15 protein-coding genes are annotated in these 15,195 nt (G+C 67.1%); 2 read left to right on the top strand and 13 right to left on the bottom strand.

Going from position 1 to position 15,195, the window contains the following annotated elements; translation table 11 throughout:
* Positions 1 to 56: 56 nt before the first annotated feature.
* The 5 genes from AB8808_RS06955 to folC form a co-directional block, all read right to left on the bottom strand.
* Positions 57 to 881, bottom strand: coding sequence for a ferritin-like domain-containing protein (locus AB8808_RS06955; RefSeq protein WP_369927933.1), 825 nt, complete (start codon positions 879 to 881; stop codon positions 57 to 59).
* Between the two features lie 35 nt (positions 882 to 916).
* Positions 917 to 2,395: an amidophosphoribosyltransferase gene (gene purF, locus AB8808_RS06950; protein ID WP_369927931.1), complete on the bottom strand. Its 1,479-nt coding sequence runs from the start codon at positions 2,393 to 2,395 to the stop codon at positions 917 to 919.
* Between the two features lie 11 nt (positions 2,396 to 2,406).
* Complete coding sequence (locus tag AB8808_RS06945; RefSeq protein WP_506193245.1) at positions 2,407 to 3,018, bottom strand: CvpA family protein; 612 nt, start codon at positions 3,016 to 3,018, stop codon at positions 2,407 to 2,409.
* A 57-nt stretch (positions 3,019 to 3,075) separates the two neighbouring features.
* Positions 3,076 to 4,155, bottom strand: a complete 1,080-nt coding sequence (locus AB8808_RS06940; RefSeq protein ID WP_369927929.1) for an SPOR domain-containing protein — start codon at positions 4,153 to 4,155, stop codon at positions 3,076 to 3,078.
* Between the two features lie 87 nt (positions 4,156 to 4,242).
* Positions 4,243 to 5,520: a bifunctional tetrahydrofolate synthase/dihydrofolate synthase gene (gene folC, locus AB8808_RS06935; protein ID WP_369927927.1), complete on the bottom strand. Its 1,278-nt coding sequence runs from the start codon at positions 5,518 to 5,520 to the stop codon at positions 4,243 to 4,245.
* 113 nt (positions 5,521 to 5,633) lie between these two features.
* On the opposite strand from folC, the gene AB8808_RS06930 reads away from it, so the two are divergent.
* Positions 5,634 to 6,692: a sterol desaturase family protein gene (locus tag AB8808_RS06930; protein WP_369931339.1), complete on the top strand. Its 1,059-nt coding sequence runs from the start codon at positions 5,634 to 5,636 to the stop codon at positions 6,690 to 6,692.
* Between the two features lie 74 nt (positions 6,693 to 6,766).
* On the opposite strand, the gene AB8808_RS06925 is transcribed toward AB8808_RS06930, so the two are convergent.
* The 6 genes from AB8808_RS06925 to miaA form a co-directional block, all read right to left on the bottom strand.
* Positions 6,767 to 8,074: an adenylosuccinate synthase gene (locus AB8808_RS06925; RefSeq protein ID WP_369927925.1), complete on the bottom strand. Its 1,308-nt coding sequence runs from the start codon at positions 8,072 to 8,074 to the stop codon at positions 6,767 to 6,769.
* Positions 8,075 to 8,125: 51 nt separating this feature from the next.
* A complete protein-coding gene (hflC, locus tag AB8808_RS06920) occupies positions 8,126 to 8,995 on the bottom strand; it encodes a protease modulator HflC (protein ID WP_369927923.1) in 870 nt (289 codons plus the stop codon).
* Positions 8,992 to 10,131, bottom strand: coding sequence for a protease modulator HflK (gene hflK, locus AB8808_RS06915; RefSeq protein WP_369927921.1), 1,140 nt, complete (start codon positions 10,129 to 10,131; stop codon positions 8,992 to 8,994). The genes hflC and hflK overlap by 4 nt, the downstream gene beginning before the upstream one ends.
* 111 nt (positions 10,132 to 10,242) lie before the next feature.
* Positions 10,243 to 11,550, bottom strand: a complete 1,308-nt coding sequence (gene hflX / locus AB8808_RS06910; protein WP_036142801.1) for a ribosome rescue GTPase HflX — start codon at positions 11,548 to 11,550, stop codon at positions 10,243 to 10,245.
* Between the two features lie 95 nt (positions 11,551 to 11,645).
* Positions 11,646 to 11,903: an RNA chaperone Hfq gene (gene hfq, locus AB8808_RS06905; RefSeq protein ID WP_369927918.1), complete on the bottom strand. Its 258-nt coding sequence runs from the start codon at positions 11,901 to 11,903 to the stop codon at positions 11,646 to 11,648.
* A gap of 117 nt (positions 11,904 to 12,020) precedes the next feature.
* Positions 12,021 to 12,974, bottom strand: coding sequence for a tRNA (adenosine(37)-N6)-dimethylallyltransferase MiaA (gene miaA / locus AB8808_RS06900; RefSeq protein ID WP_369927916.1), 954 nt, complete (start codon positions 12,972 to 12,974; stop codon positions 12,021 to 12,023).
* A 278-nt stretch (positions 12,975 to 13,252) separates the two neighbouring features.
* Between miaA and AB8808_RS06895 the strand changes: the two genes are divergently transcribed.
* Positions 13,253 to 13,525, top strand: coding sequence for a hypothetical protein (locus AB8808_RS06895; RefSeq protein WP_369927914.1), 273 nt, complete (start codon positions 13,253 to 13,255; stop codon positions 13,523 to 13,525).
* Positions 13,526 to 13,637: 112 nt separating this feature from the next.
* Here AB8808_RS06895 and AB8808_RS06890 read toward each other — a convergent pair whose 3' ends face one another.
* Together AB8808_RS06890 and AB8808_RS06885 are read right to left on the bottom strand one after the other, a co-directional pair.
* Positions 13,638 to 14,639 carry a hypothetical protein gene (locus AB8808_RS06890; protein ID WP_369927912.1) on the bottom strand — a complete coding sequence of 334 codons (1,002 nt, stop codon included), beginning with the start codon at positions 14,637 to 14,639 and terminating at the stop codon, positions 13,638 to 13,640.
* Positions 14,640 to 14,715: 76 nt separating this feature from the next.
* On the bottom strand, positions 14,716 to 15,111 hold the full coding sequence (locus tag AB8808_RS06885; RefSeq protein ID WP_036142812.1) for a VOC family protein: 396 nt from the start codon (positions 15,109 to 15,111) through the stop codon (positions 14,716 to 14,718).
* Positions 15,112 to 15,195: the final 84 nt, after the last annotated feature.

The raw sequence follows: 15,195 nt of genomic DNA, 5'->3' as shown, positions 1-15,195 counted from the left end.
CAGCCCCCACGTCATCGCGAGAAGATGTCGCGCACGAACGTGCGCTCCTACCGGGATCAGCCGGCGGGGCGGTTGTCGAGGGTGGCGAGCCAGCTGAGTTCGGTTTCGGAGAAGCCGGCGGCGCGGCGGGCGTCGAGGTTGAACGGGCCACGCAGCGAGCCGTTCATGTAGTCGTCCAACAAACGGGCGAAGGTGGCTTCGGGGTCGATGCCGTCGCGCTCGCAGCACCAGTGGAACCAGCGCGTGCCGGCGGCCACATGGGCCACCTCCTCACGCAGGATAACGTCCAGGATGGCCACCGTGCGATCGTCCTGCTGGCGGCGCAGGCGCTCCATCATGCCCGGCGTGACATCCAACCCACGCGCCTCGAGCACGCGCGGCACCAGCGCCATCCGCGCCGTGTCGCTGTGTGCGGTCTTCTCGGCCATCTCCCACAGGCCGTTGTGGGCGTCGAAATCACCGTAGGCATGACCGAGTTCGGCCAGACGTCCCGACAGCATCGTGAAATGCCGCGCCTCGTCGTTGGCGCACGCGGCCCAGTCCCGGTAATACGCGTCGGGCTTGCCGCGGAAACGATAGATGGCGTCCCAGGCCAGGTCGATCGCGTTGAATTCGATATGCGCGATGGCGTGGATCAGCGCGGCGCGGCCCTCCGGCGAACCGAGCCCGCGTTGCGACAACGCGCGCGGCGACACCAGCCGTGGGCGATCGGGTCGTCCCGGCAGCCCGATAGGCAGCGGCGGTGGTGAGGTCGGGTCGGGTCGAAGATCGCCATTTTCCAGCGCGGCGAAGGTCGCGAAGCTCAGGCGGACCTTCTCGGCGGGATCGGTGGCGGCGAGGCAGCGCCCCGCCGCCGCGTGGAGATCGTGCGCGTCGGACATGACGTCAGCCGGCGGGAATCGAGCGCCGCCGGCGATCAGGCGCTGCGGCGTTCGTGCTTCGCGGAGTCCGAACGCATCGCTTCCTGCTGTTCCAGGAAGCCGGCGTCCACGCCCGTGACGTACTCACCCGAGAAGCACGAGGTATCGAAATGCTTGAGGTCCTCGTTGCCGTCGTTGACCGCCCAGATCAGGTCTTCCAGATCCTGGTAGATCAGCCAGTCGGCACCCAGCGCTTTCTCCACTTCCTCCACCGTGCGACCGGCGGCAATCAGTTCGGAGGCGGCAGGCATGTCGATCCCGTAGATATTCGGGTAACGCACCGGCGGCGCGGCGGAGGCGAAATACACGTTCCTTGCGCCGGCGTCGCGGGCCATCTGGATGATCTGGCGCGAGGTGGTGCCACGAACGATGGAGTCGTCCACCAGCAACACGTTCTTCTTGCGGAATTCCAGCTCGACGGTGTTGAGCTTGCGGCGGACCGATTTCACGCGCTCGCCCTGCCCCGGCATGATGAACGTGCGACCGATGTAGTGGTTCTTGACCAGGCCTTCGCGCATGGGCACGCCCAGCGCCTGCGCCAGCGAACTGGCGGCGGTGCGCGAGGTGTCGGGAATGGGGATGACCGCGTCGATGCCGTGATCCGGGCCGCGCTCGCGGAGGATCTTTTCGGCAAGCTTCTCGCCCATGCGCAGGCGGGCCTTGTACACCGACACGTCCTCGATCATGGAATCCGGTCGAGCCAGGTACACGTATTCGAAGATGCACGGCGCGTGCACCGCGTTCTCGGCGCAGCGACGGGCATGCAGCTCGCCACCCTCGGTGATGATGACCGCCTCGCCCGGTTCGATGTCGCGCACGCGCTTGAAGCCGAGCACGTCCAACGCCACCGATTCGGAGGCCACGGCGTATTCACGGCCCTCGGGCGACACACGCTCGCCGAGCACCAGCGGGCGGATGCCGTTCGGGTCGCGGAAGGCGATCAGCCCGTAGCCCAGCACCAGCGCGATGCACGCATATCCGCCCCGCGCACGCGCATGGACGTTGCCGATCGCCTTGAACACGTGCTCCGGCGTGAGCGCCCCACGATCGTCCACCTGCAACTCGTGGGCGAGGACGTTCAGCAGCACCTCGGAATCGGAGTCGGTGTCGATATGGCGACGATCGTCCTCGAACATCTCCTTGCGCAGCGCCTCGGTGTTGACCAGGTTGCCGTTGTGCGCAAAGGCGATGCCATAGGGCGAGTTGACGTAGAACGGCTGGGCTTCTTCCGTGCCCTCCGAGCCTGCCGTGGGGTAACGGCAATGGCCGATGCCGATGCGGCCGCGCAGGCGGCTGACGCCGGCCGAGTTGAAGACGTCGCGGACCAGGCCGTTACCCTTGTGCAGGCGCAGCCGTGCACCATCCACGGTGGCGATGCCGGCGGCATCCTGACCGCGATGTTGCAGGACGGTCAGGCCGTCATACAGGGCCGATGCCACTTCCGTGGTACCGACGATGCCGATGATTCCGCACATGGTGTTGCCTTCTACTGATGGGCCGACGTGGTCGCGGCGGCAGGGTGAGCATTATCGCTCTTCGGCGCCTGCCCTGGCATGGTGAGGTCGCGAAGTTTCATCAGGTCGGCCCCGCTGGGCAACGACATGTTGGGCATTTTCATCTCCTGCAGCGCCGCGGGCGGGTGCAGGTACTGGCGCACATTGCCTGGTACCTGCTGGCCCAGCCAGGCGGCTGGCGCAGCGAACTGCGGCAGCAAGGCGGATTCACGCCAGATCGGCTCGTTGGGCAACGGCGTGAAGCCCATCGCGAACACCACCAGACTGACGATGAGAATGCCTCGCAGCGCGCCAAAGGCCATGCCGAAGAGGCGATCCGGCCCGCCAACGCCCGTGCTGGCCACCAGGCGGGAGATCATGAAGCGGAACAGGCCGCCGATCAGCAGCACACCCATGAAGCAGACGCCATAGCCGATGCCGATGCGCGCCATGGGCAGCGAAATGCTGCCCTCCAGCCGCTGCGCGATCAACGGACCGAACGTCCAGGCGGCCCAGAAGGCGCAGACCCACACCACCACCGACAACACTTCCGAAATGAGGCCGCGCACCAGGCCGATCAAGGCCGAGATGAACAGCACGCCCATGATGACGTAGTCCACCCAGCTCACGAAGCATCCCCTGGTGTCGTGGTCATGCGGGCGTTACGGGGCCGACACCACAACGCCGTCGAGGCCGACCTTGGCCTTGATCTGGTCTTTCAGGCGCGTCGCGTCGTCGCGCTGGGTCTGCGGACCGGCGCGCACGCGCCATAGCTTGGCGCCCGAGGACGCGACCACGGTGTCGACGTAGCCGGCGATGCCCGCGCCACGCAGTTTATCGCGCAGTCGCGTGGCTTCCGCTTCGCTGCTGACCGCGGCCACCTGGACGGCGAAGCCACCGGCGCGCGGCGAAGCGGCGGGAACGGCAGCGGCCGTCGGCGCGGCGGCCGCTGCCGGCGTGGGCGCCGCCCGCGCCGGCGGAGGCGCATCGGCGGTCTGGGTCTCCGGCCGGGACGACAGCGAGGCGGGCGCGCCTGGCGCCGCGGCGGTGATCTTCAACCGTGCGGCTTCCGCGGCGGCCCGGGTCTCGAACGGACCGGCGGTGACGCGGGTGAGCGACTTGCCCGCCTGGTTGGTCGCGGCGGTGCTGACGGGATAGCCGAGGGCCTTCACCTTCTGCACGAGGGCATCGGCCTTGCTGCGGTCGGCGTAGGCGCTCAGGTTGATGCTGTAGCTGCCGCGTCCGGCGGTACCGGCGGGCAGGGCCTGCGCGGCGGCGGCCTTGGGCTCGGCCACGGGCGCGGGCACGGCGACCGCCTTGGGCGGCTTGGCCGTGGCGACGGCAGCCGCCGGCGTGACGGCCTTGGGCGGCGCCGGCGCATTGGCGAAATCTTCCGGCAGGGCGTCGGCCGGCTTGCGCGAGGCGATGTCCACCGAGGCGAGCTTGCTGCCACCACCCGGGGTGACCGTGGCCGGCGACGCCACGGGCGCCTGGACCGGCTGCACACCGCCGTTGGCGGGCGGCGTACCGGCTGCCTGTGTTGCACCGCTGGCCGCGGCGGGCGAACCGCCGGGGGCCACATCGAGCGTGCGGGTTTGCAGTTCGCGATCGGGCGCGGGCGGAATCTCCAGGCTGACCGTCTGATCGGCGTCCGATTTCGGCGGCGCGCTGGAGAACATCATGGGCACGAACAGGACCAGCAACGCGATCAGTACCGCGGCACCCAGCAAGCGTGTTTTCAAGGAAGGCTCCATACGACCGGCGCAAAGCGAATCGAGCCGATTATAGCCGGCAAAGGGGTGGCCCCGACGCCCCGGGTGCCGGGGCGTTCACGTCGTGGCGGCCAGTGCCGCGCTGGCGACGAAGAAGGAGCCGAACAGCAGCACGGTGTCGCCCTCCCCGGCCGCGGACCGCGCGCCGGCCCAGGCACTGGCCACGTCGTCGAACACCGCATGCGCGGCATGCGGCAGGACCGCCGCGAGGTTGTCCGCCAGCGCCGGCCCGGTAAGGCCCCGGGGGGTATCCCCGTCCAGGCCGGCGAGGTACCAGTAATCGACCCGATCGCCCAGGGCAGCCATCACGCCCTTCGTGTCCTTGTCGGACAAGGCGCCATACACGGCCAGCAGGCGTCCATCGCGGTGCTCCGCATCGATCCAGGCTGCCAGGGAGCGCGCCGCCTGGGGGTTATGGCCCACGTCCACCACGGTCGTCGGATGCGCGCCGATCCGTTGCAGGCGGCCCGGCACCCGGACTGCGGTCAGCGCATGGCGTAGCGCGTCGGTCGGCACCACCACTCGCGGAGCCAGCGCATGAACAGCGGCGATGGCGGTGGCCGCATTGTCGAGTTGCACGGGCGCATCCAGGGCTGGCAACGGCAACGCGTGCCGCGTGCCGTCGGCGTGCACCCAGGTCCACGCATTGCCGCGCCCGGTACCTGTCGGCTCGACCTGGTAGTCGATGCCGGCGCGGGCCATGTGGGCACCGCATGCCGCCAGCGCCGTGAGCAGGCCGTCCGGCGGCTGCCGCTCGCCGACGATCGCCGGACGGCCGGACCGTGCAATGCCGGCCTTCTCGCGACCGATGCTGTCGCGATCGCTGCCCAGCCATTCCTGGTGATCGAGGTCGATCGTAGTGATGACGGCCACATCGGCGTCCACGATGTTCACCGCATCCAGCCGGCCACCCAGGCCCACTTCGAGGATGGCCACGTCCAGCGACGCGCGGGACATGAGGTCGATCCCTGCCAGCGTGCTGAATTCAAAGTAAGTCTGCGCGATATCGCCACGCGCCTGCTCGATCCGCTCGAACGACGCCACCAGTGCGTCGTCGTCGGCATCGCGACCGTCGAGACGGACGCGCTCGTTGTAGCGCACCAGGTGCGGCGAGGTGTAGCAGCCGACACGGTAGCCGGCGGCACGCAGCATCCCCTCGATCAGCGCGACGGTGGAGCCCTTGCCGTTGGTGCCGCCCACCGTGACCACGAGCGGTGCCGGACGCGGCGCGCCCATGGCCGTCCAGACGGCACGGACGCGATCCAGTCCGAGTGCGATATCGCTCTTGTGCGTACGCTGTTGGTAGGTCAGCCAGTCGGACAGCGTGCGCGTCATGGGGAAAACCAGGGTGACATGGCGTGGAAAGCCCGATGAAAGAGGCGTGCAGCTTAATGCGCCTGACGGCCGCGCGCACCCTCGCGGCCCTGGCACACGCGAAGGTAGGCGGCATGTTCGCGCTCTGGTCTGCACTGGTCGAAGGGACACGCGCCCATGCGATCGTTCCCCTCCTGGCCTTCCTCCACCTGGACGGACTGGCCGGCGACCCGCGGGAGATCGCCGAGGCGATCCTCATCTCGCTGCTGCAGGTAGCGATCATCGGTTTCCTGTTCCGCCCGCTGGAGTCGATGATTCCCGCGGAACGCTGGCCGGACCGCCGCCTCACGCGGGTAGACCGCCAATACACGCTGATGATGCTGCTGGGCATCTTTCCCATGTTCAGCTATCTCGTGCTCACCCCGATAAGCAACTACTTCGGCGGTGCGGACACCGGGGCGGGCAGCGACGATTCGCTGCTGGGCATCACGCACTGGATTCCCGCGCTGGCCGGCCATCCGCTGGCGCTGTTCATCCTCTACTACCTGATCTACGACCTGGTGTACTACTGGATGCACCGCCTGCAGCATGCCCTGCCCTGGTGGTGGGCGCTGCATAGCATGCACCACAGCACCCGGCAGATGAGTTGCTGGACCAACGATCGCGGCAGCCTGGTGGACGGTTTCCTGCAGTCGATGGTGCTCGCCGGCGTGGGACTGGTCATCGGCGTCGAGCCCACCGACTTCGCGTGGCTGATGCTGATCGGCGAACTGGTGCAGAACTTCTCCCACGCCAACGTCCGCGTGCGCTTCGGGCCCGTCCTCGATCGGCTGCTCGTCTCACCGGTATTCCATCGCCTGCACCACATGCGGGTGGACCCGGACCGTCCGACCCTGCACAACTGCAACTTCGGCCAGGTGTTCTCGATCTGGGACGTGGTGTTCGGCACTGCCCTGTACGGCGAGCCCATCCGCCCCACGGGCGTGGGCGATCCGATGGTGGACGCCGACAACGACAAGGGCCTGGTCGGCCTGCACTGGAACGCCTTCCGCCGCTTCTGGGGCGCCGTCCGCTGCCGCGCCGGCTGGCGCCTGGGCGACGTGGCCTTCGACGAGGACTACCGCCCCATACCCGTCAAGGACCTCGACCTCCATGCCCTGGAAGCAACCCCTCGCGAAACCCACCCCCGGTAGGAGCGCACGATGTGCGCGAAAAAAAACGCCAGCTGCAAGGCTGGCGTTTTTCACCTCATCTCACCGAAGCAAGATCAGCAACCCGCCTCGCCCCCGAACGGATCGTCCAGGATGATCGTATCGTCACGATCCGCACCGGTCGCCACCAGCGCCAGCTTGCAGCCGGAGAGTTCCTCGACCGCACGCAGGTACGCGCGCGCGGCGGGCGGAAGCTTGTTCCAGTCGCGGATGCCGGCGGTGGATTCTTCCCAGCCCGGGAACTCCAGGTACACCGGCTTGCACTCGTCCCAACCGTCGGCGTCCAGCGGAGCCAGTTCGCGACGCTTGCCGCGGTATTCGTACGCGATGCAGACCTTGATGCTTTCCAGGCCGTCGAGCACATCGAGCTTGGTGATCGCCAGGCCGTCGATACCGTTGATCTGCACGGCGCGCTTCAGCGCGACCAGGTCGATCCAGCCGCAGCGGCGCGGACGGCCGGTGCTGGCACCGAACTCGTTGCCCTTCTTGCGCAGCAGCTCGCCCATGTCGTCGTTGAGTTCCGTCGGGAACGGACCGCCGCCGACGCGCGTGGCGTAGGCCTTGCAGATGCCCAGCACGTAGTCGATGTCACGCGCGCCGACACCGGTGCCGGCCAGTGCGCCGCCGACGGTGGTGTTGGACGAGGTGACGTACGGATAGGTGCCGTGGTCGATGTCGAGCAGCGCGCCCTGCGCACCTTCGAACAGGATGTTGCCGCCGTCGCGGCGCACGTCGTGCAGGATGGTGGCGACGTCGTCGACCATCGGGCGCAGGTACTCGCCCCAGGTCAGCGCTTCGTCGAGCACGGTCTGGTAATCGACCGGCTCGGCCTTCAGCCACTGGGTCAGCACGAAGTTGTGGTATTCCACCGCTGCCTGCACTTTTTCCGGCAGCTCGTGCGGGTACATCAGGTCGGCGACGCGGATGGAACGACGGGCGACCTTGTCCTCGTAGGCCGGACCGATGCCGCGGCCGGTGGTGCCGATGGCCTTGGCGCCGGACGCCACTTCGCGCGCCTTATCGACGGCGATGTGGTACGGCATGATCAGCGGCGTGGCCGGCGAGATCTTCAGGCGCGGACGCACGTCGACGCCCTGGGCTTCCAGCTCGGCGATCTCGCTCATCAGCGCGGCCGGCGACAGCACCACGCCGTTGCCGATCAGGCAGAGTGCGTCGTCGCGCAGGATGCCCGAGGGAATGAGGTGCAGGACGGTTTTCTTGCCCTTGATAACCAGCGTATGACCGGCGTTATGGCCACCCTGGAAACGTGCGACGGCACCGACGCGCTCGGTAAGAAGATCGACGATCTTGCCCTTGCCCTCGTCGCCCCATTGCGCGCCCAGAATTACGACTGACTTACCCATGTTGACGGTTCTCTTTGGTGGCGTTGCCCGAACGGGCGATGTGGATAGGGATCAGCGCTGACGACCGGGGCCGTCGTTGAGATAGCGCAGGAATTCGGAATCGGGCTTGAGGACGAGTACACCCTTGCCGTCGGCGAACGACTTGCGATATGCCGCCATGCTGCGATAGAAGGCGAAGAACTCCGGGTCCTGGCTGTAGGCCTGGGCGTAGATGGCGGCCGCCTGGGCATCGCCGTCGCCCTTGACCTTGGTGGCGTCGCGCTCCGCGTCCGCCAGCAGCACGGACTTCTGCCGATCCGCATCGGCGCGGATCTTGGCCGCGCTTTCCTGGCCGGTATAGCGCAGTTCGTTGGCCAGCTGCAGGCGCTCGGCGCGCATACGCTTGTAGACCGAACCGCTGACTTCGTCGGGCAGGTCGATACGCTTGATGCGTACGTCGACCACGGCGATGCCGAGGTTCTTGCGGGCGGCGGCGTCGGTGTCCTTGCGAACCTGGCCGGTGATGTCCTCACGGCCTCCGGCGATCAGGTCTTCCAGCTTGCGCGAGTTGAACTCGTGCCGCAGGGCGTCCTTCACGATGGGCGTCAGGCGCTGGATGGCCTGGGTGTCCTCACCCGACGTGGCGCGGTAGAAGGCCGCGTTGTCGGCGATGCGCCACTTCACGTAGAAATCGACGTTGACGCTCTTCTTCTCGAGCGTGAAATAGCGCTCGGGCTGGGCGTCGAGGCCGAGGATACGGTTGTCGAAACGCATCACCTGCTGCACGACCGGAATCTTGAAGTGCAGCCCGGGCTGGTAGTCGGCACGGACGATGCGGCCGAACTGCAGCAGCAGGGCGTTCTCGCCTTCCTTGACCACGAAGACACTGTTGAGACCGAGCAGGACGACGACGAGGACGATGAGGCCGGAAACGATCTTCACTGGGCGCTCCCCTGCGGCGGGTTCGTGGTCGGGGTGGCATCCGTCGTGGCCGACTGGACCACGGTGCCGACGCCGGGCACGTTACGGACGGCGCTATCGGGCGAGCCGACCGGCAGCTGGATGATGTTCTTGCCGTTGGTGCCGTCGACGATCTTCGGGTTGTCCGCCATCACTTCCTCGACCGTTTCCAGCCACAGCCGGCGCCGGGTGACCTCGGGCGCGGCGCGGTATTCCTTGAGCAGCAGGTCGAAGCGCTCGGCCTCGCCGTTGGCGCGGGCGATGCGCTCGACACGATCACCCTCGGCCACCGCGGCGATCCGACCGGCGTCGCCACGGGCCAGCGGCACCACGCGGCTCTCGTAAGCGCGGGCGTTGTTTTCTTCGCTCTGCTTGTCTTCGCGCGCGGCGTTGACGTCGTCGAAGGCGTCCTTCACTTCCTTGGGCGGCGAGACGTTCTGGAAGCTGACGCCGGTGACCATGATGCCCGCGTCGTACTTGTCGAGCGTGGCCTGGAGGATGTCGCGGGTCTGCTGCTGCAGGGTTTCCTTCGCGGCGGGCGCGACGCCGGCCACCGGCGCCTGGTCCGGCGCGGGCGTGTCCACGCCCGGCGTGGTCAGGATGTTGTCCATGATGTTGGCGCCCACCACCGATCGCACGGCCGCCTCGGCCGCGTTGTGGATGGTGTTCTCTTCACGGTCGGCATTGGAATAGAGGAACTTGCGTGCGTCCGACACCTGGTACTGCACGTTGAAATCGATGGCGATGATGTTCTCGTCGCGGGTGAGCATGGACACGTTGTCGGACACGGAGCGAACCTGGGTGGTCTCGACCTTGGTCACCGTCTCGATGGGGCTGGGCGCCTTGAGGTGGAAGCCCGGCGGCAGGATGCGCGAGAACTGCCCGAAGCGCAGCACCACGCCCACCTGGCGGGCGTCGATCACCGTATAGCTGCTGACCAGCAACCAGGCCACGATGAAGACCAGCACGATGGCGGTGACGCCACCACTGCCGGCACCGAACCTGCCGAAGCGCGCCCGCAGGTTCTTGAGCGCACCGTCGAGGTCAGGTTTGCGCCCACCCGACCGGTTGCGGTTCCAGGGGTCCTTCTGGCCGTTGCCGGGTTCGTTCCAAGCCATGGGCGGCAGTCTCCTTGGGGGACCGTGGTGGGGGCTGCGAGGCCTTCAGCGCGCCCCGGTAGAGGCACGCAAACGCCGTGAATTCTATCAGATGCTTCCGACCGGGTGCGGTTAGAACGCCGGATGGGGCGGATCGATCAGGTCGCGCAGGGCACGCGCATGCTCGTCGTCACCCAGCAGCGGCGCCAGCACGGAGCGTGGTGCGTCGATATCCAGGTGCCAGCCGTGCTCGTCGATGGACTCCCCGGCGATGGCGCCTGCCGCTTTCAGCCGCGCATGCAGGCGGCCCGCCGTGAGCGGAAGCTCAAGGCCCGAGCGGATGCGGTCGCCACCAAGCAACTCGCCCAACGCCTCGCGCAAGCCCTCGACGCCCTGCCCCGTCGCCGCCGACAGCCATACCTGGCGCGGCTTGCCGTCGTCGCCGCGGTCGATGCGCGGCTCGACGTCGATCAGGTCGACCTTGTTCATGACCGACAGCTGCGGGACATCGCCGGCGCCGATCTCGTCGAGCACCTCGTCGACGACTCGCCGCAGCAGGTCGCGCTCCTCGTCGGCGGCATCGCTCAGGTGGATCAACAGGTCCGCGTCGCGGGCCTCGGCCAGCGTGGCGCGGAACGCGGCCACCAGGTCATGCGGGAGCTCGCGGATGAAGCCGACGGTATCGGCGACCACCGCAGGCCCGCAGGACAGCCCGTCGATCTTGCGCACCGTGGGATCCAGCGTGGCGAACAACTGGTCGGCGGCGTAGACCCCGCCGGTGGTGAGCGCATTGAACAGCGTGGACTTGCCGGCGTTGGTGTAGCCGACCAGGGCCACCCGCGGCACGGTGTTGCGCAGGCGGGAGCGCCGCTGCTGGTCACGCTGCACGCCGACCTTCTCCAGCCGCTTGCTGAGCATCTTCACCCGCTCGGCCAGCAGCCGGCGGTCGGTCTCCAGCTGGGTTTCACCCGGGCCGCGGTTGCCGATGGCACCACCGCGCTGGGCATCCAGATGGGTCCAGCCGCGCACCAGGCGCGTCGAAAGATGCTTGAGCTGGGCCAGCTCGACTTCCAGCTTGCCTTCATGGGAGCGGGCACGCTGGGCGAAGATATCCAGGATCAGCCCGGCGCGATCGACCACGCGCGTCTTGAGCTGCTTCTCCAGGTTGCGCTCCTGCACCGGGGTCAGCTCGTGGTCGACCAGCACCACGTCGGCCTCGAGCGCACGCACGGCCTCGGCCACTTCGTCGGCCTTGCCGGTACCGATATAGAAACGGGGGTTGGGTTTCTCGACGCGTGCCGAAATGGTCGCGAGGACCTCGGCGCCTGCGGAGGATACGAGCTCGGCGAACTCTTCGCCGCGCCGGATGGCATCGCCTTCGCCGCGCGAATGCGGCAGCACGAGCACGGCCCGGTCGCCTTTCTTTTGCCTGTCGAACACTTAGGGGGATGACCTCGTCGGAAAGGAAGGAGCACGCGCACCCCTAAGGATACGCGCACCCGCCCTTTCCCATATGGGTTGCCGCCGGGGTTCCCTCAACCCTCGACGTCGCCCGAGCCTCCGTCCGCATGGTCGTGGCCGCCGACGCGCACGTTGCGGCTGGGCACCACGGTGGAGATGGCATGCTTGTAGACCATCTGGCTCACCTGGTTGCGCAACAGCACCACGAACTGGTCGAACGACTCGATCGTGCCCTGCAACTTGATGCCGTTCACCAGGTAAATGGCGACCGGCACGCGCTCGCGCCGCAGCGCATTGAGAAACGGATCCTGCAACGATTGCCCTTTGGACATTTCTTCTTCTCCCCTACGCCTTCGTACGGGACCGGGCAAAAAGAACGCCTTTCGACGCCCCGGTCCAAGTGTCTTGAATCTTAACCGCTTTTAAACGCTGGCTGGAAGCGCCGTACGTCACCGTATCGACTTTTCCAGGAACCCTGCCAGCGCCACGTCCGACGCCGGCAGCGGATCCTGCCTGTCGGGGTCGAAAGTGCGTGCGTCGAGCTCGCTGCGCAACCAGGTGATCTGCCGCTTGGCGAGTTGCCGCGTGGCATAGATACCACGGTCGCGGAAGTTCGTGGCGGTTCCCTGCCCGTCGAGGTATTCCCACGCCTGCCGGTAGCCGACGGCCCGGATCGCCGGAAGGTCGGCGTGCAGGTCCCCCCGCGCCCGCAGGCGCTGCACCTCGTCGAGGAGCCCGGCCGCGATCATGGCGTCGAAGCGTTGCGCGATGCGGGCGTGGAGCAAAGTGCGATCGGCCGGAATGAGGGCCAGCTTGAGCACCCGCCAGGGGAACCGCTCACGCAGGCCCTGCCCTTGCAGTTCGGTCAGGGTACGACCGGTCAGCGTCATGACTTCCAGGGCGCGCTGAATCCGCTGGGCGTCGCCAGGCCGGATTCGTGCACCGGCTGCGGGATCCAGCGTCGCCATCCGCGCGTGCAACGCATCCCAGCCGATGCGCCCCGCCTCGGCGCCGATGCGCTCGCGCAGCGCCGGATCGGCCTCGGGCAGGTCGGAAAGGCCCCGCTGCAAGGCCCGGAAATACAGCCCGGTGCCTCCGACCAGCAAGGGCACCCTGCCCGCGTCGTGCTGCCGGGCCATCGCCGCCAGTGCATCCGAGCGGAAATCGGCGGCCGAGTAAGGGTGTGCGGGATCGCGTATGTCCACCAACTCGTGGGGGTAGCGCGACAGCGTGGCGGCATCGGGCTTGGCCGAACCGATGTCCAGTCCGCGATACACCAGCGCGGAATCCACGCTGATCAGGCCCAGCGGGTAACGGTCGGCCAGCGCGCAGGCAAGCGCGGTCTTGCCCGAGGCCGTGGGGCCCATCAGGAAGATGGCGAGGGGACGGGTATCCAGGGTCATGCGCGCGTCGGTCGATCAAACGACCGCAAGGGTAGCGCAGGCGGACATGCCGATGGCGTCCGCCGTCACCCAGGCAGACATTCCGCCATGAGATACGGGAACAACCTGCATGACCTCGCGGAGGGTGTCGGGTAACCTCATCGCTCACCGCCGTGATCAAAAAGTACGCAGCGCAATGTAAGTCGTTGAGCGGCCAGCGCACATGCGACTTATCCACACGGTTATGCAACCTGTAGCCACATCGGCTGTGGATAACCAACACGACCACGGAAGACACCATGCAAGCAGCGGACGCATCGACGCCAGGCCACGAGCAAACCACCCACGTCGAGTTCGAAAAGCTCTGCTTCGAAGCCATGCGCACTCAGTTCGAAGCCATGCGTACGCAGGCGGAAGTCGCAAAAGTATGGGCGGAGCACTCGCGCACGCAGGCGGAGACCATCAAGGCACAGTCCCAGGTGAAGTGGTATCCCTACGTAGCCATCGCCTCGCTAGCCGCCGCGTGCATGGGTGCCGGTGCCGCCGTGTACAAACTCCTGACCATGTTCTGAGTCGCTGGTCAGCGAATGACCAGCGTGACGCAAGTAGGCGTCACACGGTGCAAATTCCTACTTGTCCACAGGCTTATGCAGTACGTATCCACATTGGGTGTGGATAACCGCTTCAGCGACAGCCTCGCACGCAGCGGAAATACGCCGACTCGCGCGCGTAGTCGAGAGTCATGGCGAAGTGCTGGAAGATGTTGCCGCCCGCCGCGCCTTCGGTCGGCCTATCCATGAACTGCGCCATGAACACGTGGAAGGCCCGATCGGGTTGTTCCGTGAACCATACGGGTCCGACCGTCCATCCAGCGATTTCGACCTTCGGCACCTCGATAATGCGTTCGAGTGGCTTGGCCGCCACCTTGTCGTCCGCATGCTCCACCACACGCCACTCCGGATGCGCGGCGTGCCAGCGCTCGAAGATCGTCGTGGTGATGTAGCTGGTCACGCCTTCGCCGTGAACCGTGGGCGTACCACTGACCTTCACGGAGGAAGCTGTGGGATAGGACGACGCGCCGGTATCCAGCAGCATGTCCAAGGGCTGGCCGTCGACCCGGATGCTCAGGCGCGGGAACCCGGAAGCCCGATGCCCATCCTCGTCATGAGGAAACCCGAGTGCCACCTTGTGCGCCGCAGGGGCCGGCTGCCAACCTTTTCCTTGGAGCGTCAGGCGCTGCGCGGGGTAGTCGAACGTCCAGGTACCCTGGGGAAGATAGCCGGCACCCCATTGGCCGTCATCGGTGTCAGGAGCGCCTGCCACCACCATCAGCGCTGCGCCACAGGGGCCGCTGCCCAGAAGAGGCAGCCCACGCCCGGCCTTGAAGCGCGGCAACGGCGCCACGAGCGCTTTTTCGTCGCCCAACGCACACGTCCGAGTAGTCAGTTGCAGCCGCTGAGCCGCAGCCTGGCTGATCCAGTACATGCCGCCACCGCCACCGCCGCCGGTGTCCACCAGCAAGCGCAGGCGCTGGCCATCGGCGGTTTCAGGCACGGCAAAGAAATGCCCCGCCTCGTAGACGGTAGGGATTACCTGTGCCTTGTCGCGATCCGACGATTCGGCGTGTACGCCGCATACGAACGACGCGGCAGCAAGGAACGACGCAATGCGGAAGTCTCGTGCCACGGCGGCTCGCTCACGAAAAAAGGACGACGCGGCATAGTGGCCCGCGCCGTCCCCCCGCTTCAAGCCACCGCGCCGATTAGGCCGCCGGACGGAAGATCGCGCAGAGCTTGTTGCCGTCCGGATCGCGAACGTAGGCGAGATACACCTCGCCCGCGCCGGTCTGGCGCGGACCCGGCGGCTCTTCGATCGAGACCCCGCCGGCCGCGACTGCCGCGTCGTGGAACTGCGCGACCTGCTCGGGCGAGTCGCAGCGAAAACCGACCGTGGTGCCATTGCCGGCCTGGGGCGGCAGGTCGTTGATCGGCTGCGTCACGCAGAACGAACTGCCGTCGTGCCGGTAGAACAGCCGGACATGGCCGCTGCCCGACACGTTCCTTACGGGCTCACCGGCACCCACGACGCCGAGTACGGCGTCGTAGAACCGCTTGGAGCGTTCGATATCGCTGGAACCGACCATGACGTGACTGAGCATGCAAACTCCGTTGGGGCTTCAAGGGTTTCCGGATTGTAATGGCTTACGTCGCCAGCGAAAGCTCGTACACGTCGTCGCGAGCAA

Origin of the sequence: Xanthomonas sp. NCPPB 2632 (genome assembly GCF_041228075.2) — a bacterium.
Lineage (GTDB): Bacteria > Pseudomonadota > Gammaproteobacteria > Xanthomonadales > Rhodanobacteraceae > Luteibacter.
Note: the sequence above shows the minus strand (reverse complement) of the source record. Positions and strands in the feature narration are given on the sequence as shown.

Bases quoted from the DNA above. Each gene is read 5' to 3' on its own strand.
- AB8808_RS06955 (WP_369927933.1), bottom strand. From the start codon at position 881: ATGTCCGACGCGCACGATCTCCACGCGGCGGCGGGGCGCTGCCTCGCC.
- purF (WP_369927931.1), bottom strand. From the start codon at position 2,395: ATGTGCGGAATCATCGGCATCGTCGGTACCACGGAAGTGGCATCGGCC.
- AB8808_RS06945 (WP_506193245.1), bottom strand. From the start codon at position 3,018: ATGGGCGTGCTGTTCATCTCGGCCTTGATCGGCCTGGTGCGCGGCCTC.
- folC (WP_369927927.1), bottom strand. From the start codon at position 5,520: ATGACGCGCACGCTGTCCGACTGGCTGACCTACCAACAGCGTACGCAC.
- AB8808_RS06930 (WP_369931339.1), top strand. From the start codon at position 5,634: ATGTTCGCGCTCTGGTCTGCACTGGTCGAAGGGACACGCGCCCATGCG.
- AB8808_RS06925 (WP_369927925.1), bottom strand. From the start codon at position 8,074: ATGGGTAAGTCAGTCGTAATTCTGGGCGCGCAATGGGGCGACGAGGGC.
- hflK (WP_369927921.1), bottom strand. From the start codon at position 10,131: ATGGCTTGGAACGAACCCGGCAACGGCCAGAAGGACCCCTGGAACCGC.
- hfq (WP_369927918.1), bottom strand. From the start codon at position 11,903: ATGTCCAAAGGGCAATCGTTGCAGGATCCGTTTCTCAATGCGCTGCGG.
- miaA (WP_369927916.1), bottom strand. From the start codon at position 12,974: ATGACCCTGGATACCCGTCCCCTCGCCATCTTCCTGATGGGCCCCACG.
- AB8808_RS06895 (WP_369927914.1), top strand. From the start codon at position 13,253: ATGCAAGCAGCGGACGCATCGACGCCAGGCCACGAGCAAACCACCCAC.
- AB8808_RS06885 (WP_036142812.1), bottom strand. From the start codon at position 15,111: ATGCTCAGTCACGTCATGGTCGGTTCCAGCGATATCGAACGCTCCAAG.